Source organism: Providencia sp. M-27 (genome assembly GCF_011077905.1).
GTDB lineage: Bacteria > Pseudomonadota > Gammaproteobacteria > Enterobacterales > Enterobacteriaceae > Providencia > Providencia huaxiensis.
In genome coordinates, this window is sequence record NZ_JAALBT010000006.1 from 279,310 (window position 1) to 285,309 (window position 6,000).

Annotated in this window: 4 protein-coding genes and 1 pseudogene; all 5 read right to left on the reverse strand. The window is 36.7% G+C overall.

Features of this window, described 5'->3' with window-relative positions:
• Positions 1-538: 538 nt before the first annotated feature.
• Entirely contained in the window at positions 539-988 is a 450-nt protein-coding gene (fur, locus tag G6Q48_RS11405) for a ferric iron uptake transcriptional regulator (protein WP_004256285.1), read from the reverse strand.
• Between the two features lie 269 nt (positions 989-1,257).
• Positions 1,258-1,785, reverse strand: a complete 528-nt coding sequence (fldA, locus tag G6Q48_RS11410) for a flavodoxin FldA (RefSeq protein ID WP_004256261.1) — start codon at positions 1,783-1,785, stop codon at positions 1,258-1,260.
• A 154-nt stretch (positions 1,786-1,939) separates the two neighbouring features.
• Positions 1,940-2,233: a LexA regulated protein gene (gene ybfE / locus G6Q48_RS11415; RefSeq protein WP_102138471.1), complete on the reverse strand. Its 294-nt coding sequence runs from the start codon at positions 2,231-2,233 to the stop codon at positions 1,940-1,942.
• A 169-nt stretch (positions 2,234-2,402) separates the two neighbouring features.
• Positions 2,403-4,502: pseudogene (locus G6Q48_RS11420) on the reverse strand (type I secretion system permease/ATPase).
• A gap of 3 nt (positions 4,503-4,505) precedes the next feature.
• Positions 4,506-5,834: an HlyD family type I secretion periplasmic adaptor subunit gene (locus G6Q48_RS11425; protein ID WP_166266533.1), complete on the reverse strand. Its 1,329-nt coding sequence runs from the start codon at positions 5,832-5,834 to the stop codon at positions 4,506-4,508.
• Between the last annotated feature and the right edge of the window lie 166 nt (positions 5,835-6,000).

Consider the following 6,000-nt stretch of genomic DNA (forward strand, 5'->3'; position numbering starts at 1 on the left):
TATTAAAGTAAGAAACCAGAAGAAAAAACTTGTATTGAGAAAAAGATATGTTTTTTTCATCAGTTAATCTCTTACAAATTACTAAAGTACTCAATAAGTTTAGTCAATAAATGTAATTACACATTTAAATTGTACGTTAACGTTATGGCTACATTTGAATCATTAACTCTCTAATCTAGAGTTAAAATTATAGTAAGGTAATAAAATAATTTTATATAGTATGAAACCCTAGAAATCATCTATAATATTATTTATATACTACTTTGATATGTAAGTGTAATTCTAGATAATAGAATATATTCATCGGTGAAATAATATAAAGGTTTTGATTTGAATTGCAACTATTATAGTTTCTAGGGGAAATTTTTACTAACTAAAAATTTTAGTGATAAATAGTTAAATTTAAGTTATTCACCAGAAATTATCACTAATCGATTGAAAAAATATCGATACTTAAAATAAAAAACCCTGATAAAGTTTATTATCAGGGTTTTGGTATTTTTAACCATTACGCTTTATCAACGATGGTTGAATACTATTACTCTTTTGCTTCGTGTGCGTCAGCATTATCACGGCAATCACCGTCTGCGCAATGACCATATAGATATAAACTATGGTTAGATAGTTTAATGCCATGGCGAGCAGCGATATTTTTTTGGCGAGTTTCAATGGATTCGTCAGTAAACTCAATCACTTTTCCACAATCTAAACAGATTAAATGGTCATGGTGATGTTGCTGAGTTAACTCGAATACAGATTTACCACCCTCGAAGTTGTGACGGGTTACGATACCAGCATCATCAAATTGGTTTAACACGCGGTATACGGTTGCTAACCCGATCTCTTCACCCATATCGATCAGCTTTTTATAGAGATCTTCCGCACTGACGTGGTGGCACTCAGGCTCTTGAAGTACTTCCAAAATTTTTAATCTTGGAAGAGTGACTTTGAGTCCAGCATTTTTCAATGCTTTATTGTTGTCTGTCATGCGGGTTTGTCCTGTATCTTAAATCATAAATTTAACAATAATGAGACATTTTTAACATCAATACAGTTGTCTTCTAAACTGATTTACAATTATAGGCATGGAAAATAAAAATAGAAACCATGCATTGTCTCATTATTTTGATAATCTCTTGAGAACCTATCCTATTAGGATACCTTATCGGTTATTTTAGTTCACACCACTGGTTTAGGTGATTCATTTTGTGCAAAACAGTGGTGCAATCTATGGGTAAGGGTTCTTTATATGAACTATTAGCCTAAAATTTCAGCTAAAGACATTTCTTCAGAGATTTGTTTTACCCATGCATCAACACGTTCATCTGTTAGCTCAGGTTGACGATCTTCATCAATAGCTAAACCAATAAAGTGGTTGTCATCTGCCATGCCTTTGGATACTTCAAAGTGATAACCTTCTGTTGGCCAATGGCCAACAATAACAGCACCACGAGGTTCGATAATATCGCGGATCGTACCCATAGCATCACAGAAATATTCAGCGTAGTCTTCTTGGTCTCCACAACCAAATAAGGCGACAAGTTTACCTTCGAAATCAATTTCTTCGAGAGTAGGGAAGAAATCATCCCAATCACATTGGGCTTCACCATAATACCAAGTTGGAATACCGAGAAGTAGAATGTCAAAAGCTTCAATATCTTCTTTGCTACATTTTGCGATATCGTGAACTTCTGCTACATCTTTGCCTAATCTTTCTTGGATCATTTTGGCAATATTTTCTGTGTTACCTGTGTCACTTCCGAAGAAAATGCCTATGACTGCCATAAAGTGATTAACCTCTTGTTTTTCTAAGAGAGCTAGAGGCGATAATTTGCCTTCTAGAGCCCATTTAGAACGAAAATAGATAGAATATTACGCCTTATTCTGGCGAAAAAATGTTGCTAAGTCTGTCAAATTTGTGTGATTTATCAAGATAACGTTATTTGAGTATTGATGTATCGACATGCTCAAGTTGTGACATTAAAATTTCTTCGATCAATTCACTACGGCTTATATTTTTATCTTCAGCTAACTGATTCAATACCGCGACAGCTTCTTCGTTCAGCTTCAATTCAACCCTGCGCAATCCCTTCACTTTATCTCGTTTCAGTTGGTTGCGTTTGTTGATCCTTAATTGTTCATCCCGTGATAGCGGGCTTGTTTTAGGTCGCCCAGGCCTTCGTTCCTCAGCGAACAAATCTAGCGTAGTTCGATCTGTTTGTTCTTTTGCCATGTTTATAACTGCTAAAAGGGTGTGCCAGTAATTCAGCGCGCCATGATACCCTAGCTAATTCCCTTGTGCTATAGCTTCATCTATGATGATTTGGTTTAATTGGTTGTAAAGTGAGCACTTTTAGTAAAAAAACACCACTTGTTATAGCCGTGATGCTTTTTTATACGCGTTATTGTGTTTGTTGGTACCATAAATTGGCGTATAAGCCATTTGATTTGAGTAAGTTTTCATGTGAATTCATTTCGTGTACTTCTCCTTGGCAAATCACACATATCCTATCTGCGTGCATAATCGTATTTAACCGATGCGCAATACTAATAACGGTTCTTCCTTGAGTAATTAATGGCATGTTTTCCATAATGGCGGCTTCTGATTCATAATCGAGTGCGGAAGTAGCTTCATCGAGAATTAAAATATCGGGTTCGGTGAGCAAAGCACGTGCAAGCGCAATTCGTTGACGTTGACCGCCTGAAAGGTTTAAGCCTTTTTCTGATAAGGGGTAACTAAAATTATCAGGTAATGACATTATAAAGTCATAAGCGCCAGCTAATTTTGCTGCGTGAATAACTTGTTCATCAGTCGCTTGTGGATGACTTAATCGAATGTTATCAGCGATAGAGCCGACGAATAAGGTACTTTCTTGTAATACGACGCTCATTTTTCGGCGTAATGAAACGGTATCTGCAACCGCGAGATCCATACCATCAACAATAACTTGCCCGTGCTGTGGGACATAAAGTCGTTGTAATAACTTTGTTAGGGTACTTTTCCCGGAACCTGAAGGGCCGGTAATGCCAATAAATTCACCTGCATTAACCGTTAATGACAAATTATTGAGAACTTCGGGCGTATCAGGTTGATAACGAAAGCGAATATTTTGAAACTCGATTTTTCCGTGAATATTTGACGTATTTGCAATCCCCTTACGTTCATTTTCTACGGGCTCATCAAGAATATCTCCCACTCGACGTAATGAAATGATGGTGTGTTGGAAATCTTGCCAAACTTGGGCAAACCGCAACACAGGCTGTGTAACATGCGCACTTAGCATATTAAATGCCACTAATTCGCCAGGCGAAATCCCACCATTTAGCACCTCTTTGACACCAACCCACAAAAGGATTGCGGTAGTTATTTTGCTCACGAATGTCATTAATTGAGAGGCCACCTCACTGCGCATTGAAACTTTAAAGCTTTGAGTTAGCTGTTTACTAAATATTTTTTTCCAGCGTTGGTTAAAGTACTTCTCTGTTGCTGTCGTTTTTATGGTTTCAATCCCAGTAATACTTTCAGTAAGAAATGTGAGACCATTTTCATCGGCTTGATAGGATTTTTCAGTTTGCTGGCGAATAATTGGGCCTAGGATCATCCATAAAACAAAGAATACCCCCATAGAGCCTAATAAAATCCAAGTCATCAAACTACTGTAGGAAAATAAAACCGCGACAAAAAGAATGACAAAGATAAAGTCTATAAATAGCATCAGAGTTGAACCCGTTAAGAATTGCCTTATATGGGCTAATTCACGGATCCTTGCGATAATTTTACCGGTTGGTCTTAGCTTAAAATAATTTAGAGGTAAGGCCATTAAATGGCGATAAATTTTGCCTGATAATTCAGCGCTGATCTGGCTGCTACTATGACTAAAAATTTTATTACGAATAAAGCCATATATCGGCTCTGCAATAGCAATGGCAAAAATTGCCAATGCAATGACATGCAAATTTGAGAGACTGCGTCCAACTAACACTTTGTCGATTAAATTTTGAAATAATAAAGGGCTAATTAAGGCAAAAAGCTGAATAATGGCAGAGAGAATAAAAATATTTCGTAATTTAACGTGTTGGCGCAAAATAGAGGGAATAAACCAACTAAAGCCAAAGGCTTTTTTTTGCTCGGGCTCTAATTGTTCTTTAATGAGTAATACGTCAAATTCAGTTTCTGGAAGTACAGTAGAGTTATGAATGGGTTCCCGTTCGTCATCGGAGGGGTTTATGAGTACCAGTTCATTTTCTTGGCTAATAACTTGCCAAAAACCCGCTACATAGATTAAAGCAGGTAAAGGCAGCGTGCTTAATTGTGTATATTGCGCGGTAATAAGCTCGGTTTCATACCCTAATGTATGTGCGCATTCTCTAATTTCTCACTCAGTAGGGGATAAAGCTTGCATACCAATTGCATGCCTGAGTTGATCAGATGAAACATTGTTTTGGTAATATTTAGCCACCCAAACTAAAGCATCCAAGCCATGATTATTTAATTGTTCCATCGATTATTTCTCTCTCATCGCGTTTGAGGTGTATTCATTGATAGGGCTGAGCAAGTAATCAATAATGCGACGTTTATCCGTTTTTATTTCAGCTACAATGGATAAACCGGGAGTCAGTTCAATGGACTCACCATCGACGAGTAGTTCTTTTTGATTAAGACCGATTTGTCCTAAGAATACTAATCCAAGGTTTTCATCGAGAGTACTGTCACGAGATATGGAAATCACTTCACCTTCAACCGTGCCATAACGAGTGTAAGGGAAAGCATCTATTTTCACTTCTGCTCTCAACCCTTCATGGATGAACCCAATATCTTTGTTCAAGATTTTAATTTCAGCTAATTGAACATGATTATTAGGAACTACCGCCATTAACTGCTGTGCCGGTTGTAGCACAGCCCCTAAAGTATGTGTAGCAAGCTGCTGAATAGTGCCATCAACGGGAGCTCGTATAATCTCTAATTGATTCCTCTCTTTATTTTTTAATAATTCTTGTTCAAGAGAAACTCGCTTAAAGTCGGCTTGTTTGTATTTTTCATCCCACTCTTGGTTTTTTTGTGCTTTCATTCTGCCCATCTTTTCATTTAAGGCGTGATGCTGGCTTTTTAGAATTGATAACTCAGATAATTTGGTGACTTTTTCTTTTTTAGCGATTAATAGTTCCCGCTCTTGTTCTAAAAACTCTTTCTGGCTGATTAACTGCTTTTCTGTTAACGAATGGTGTGCATCAAGGCGCTTTTTGATGTTCACAATGAGGGAGTTGATGGTTAGTAATTCATCTTTTCTAGCTTGTTGATTAACAATATTTAATTGAATTTCATTGTTAAGTTCATTAATTAATGAATCAAATTCTATTTTTTGTGTTTGAAAGCTAGCCCGCGCATTGTTCTGTTCTGTTTCAGTTAATTGACTAAATAAAGGTAATTGTTCAAGGGGCTGTTGTGAAATCAATGATTGATAAATTAGTATTTCAGATACATGGAAGTTATGTTGATAATTTAAACTTAGGATATCTTGGTCAACGCCGAGCACATTGACAGTAATTAAAGGATCCCCTTGTTTTACTACTTGCCCATCAGTAACATGAATATGTTCTAAACGGCTTAATTCAAACGCTTGAATTAACTGTGTTCGTCCCGAAACAATCAGTTTCCCCTGAGTCGTTGCTTGAATATCCAATTTGCCAAAAAATGACCAAGTCACGGCAAGAAAAACGCCTATACCAATAGAAATAGCGACATATAGAGCCAAATAAGACGGTGGTGTCTTTAATATTGCCAAGTGTGAAGGCAAAAAGCTGTTATAACGGTTTTTATCTAATCGATGTTTCATTTTACGTCCATGTCTGATTTCAGAGACTGTTGTAGAGTCCACAAGTGTTTATAAAAATCACCTTGTTTGTAGCGCGGCGAAATATTTTGCATAAATAAGTAATCAATTCCGCATTATATAGACTCGGTTAAATTGCTGATTTTGCACTATGCAAAATTGATCACTA

Bases quoted from the DNA above. Each gene is read 5' to 3' on its own strand.
- G6Q48_RS11425 (WP_166266533.1), bottom strand. From the start codon at position 5,834: ATGAAACATCGATTAGATAAAAACCGTTATAACAGCTTTTTGCCTTCA.
- fldA (WP_004256261.1), bottom strand. From the start codon at position 1,785: ATGGCAGTCATAGGCATTTTCTTCGGAAGTGACACAGGTAACACAGAA.
- ybfE (WP_102138471.1), bottom strand. From the start codon at position 2,233: ATGGCAAAAGAACAAACAGATCGAACTACGCTAGATTTGTTCGCTGAG.
- fur (WP_004256285.1), bottom strand. From the start codon at position 988: ATGACAGACAACAATAAAGCATTGAAAAATGCTGGACTCAAAGTCACT.